We start from the raw sequence: 780 nt of genomic DNA on the forward strand, positions 1-780 counted from the left end.
TCAGTGGGCACTCTCGATCCTGTTGACCCATTGCGTACTCGTATCTGGCTGCGCGACGCAGACCGAGAGCGTGCTTGAACCTCCCACAATCGCATCGAGCGACGCCACCCACGTCCCAATGCTCGTGGCGACGACGCGAAAGCCCTCGGACAAGCCCGGCCAACTCTATACAGGGGAGCGCGGCCGGGAAATTTCGCTGAACAGCATCACCGTTTCCATACCTCCGGACCAAAACCGCGTTGTCGGTAAGGTCCAGCGGCCCAAACGCGTCCCGCCCAATCTCGAGAAGGAGTTTGCCGTCGTCGACGTCGATAAAGTTGCATCAGAAAGGCAGGCCCTTGGGTGGTTCCGCAAGAACCGGAACGCCAAGCGGCAGGCGCTAATCTTCGTGCACGGCTACAACAATACCTATGCCGATGCCGTCTTCCGCTTCGCCCAGATCGTTCACGACGGGGGGACTGACGCAGCGCCCATTCTCTTCGCCTGGCCATCACGGGCAAGGTTTTTCGACTACGCCTATGATAAGGAGAGCGCCAACTATTCGCGCCGGGCTCTCGAAGACCTGATCCTTCAGGCCGCACGAAGTTCCGACGTCGACGACGTGACCGTCCTCGCCCATTCGATGGGAACCTGGCTTGCGACTGAGGCGCTTCGCGGCGTTGCGATGCGGGAAAAATCCATCCCGGCGAAGATCAAGAACGTCATCCTGGCCTCTCCGGATATCGACATCGACGTGTTTCGCCGCCAGTTCATCGAGATGGGGCCGAAGCATCCACATTT

1 protein-coding gene is annotated in these 780 nt (G+C 59.7%); it reads left to right on the forward strand.

The features are described from left to right. Positions 1 to 780, forward strand: a 780-nt coding sequence (locus EN749_RS36645; RefSeq protein ID WP_245491597.1) for an alpha/beta fold hydrolase, incomplete at both ends; no start/stop codon positions are given.

It is taken from the genome of Mesorhizobium sp. M7A.F.Ca.ET.027.02.1.1 (assembly GCF_004022985.1).
In the GTDB taxonomy this organism is placed as follows: domain Bacteria; phylum Pseudomonadota; class Alphaproteobacteria; order Rhizobiales; family Rhizobiaceae; genus Mesorhizobium.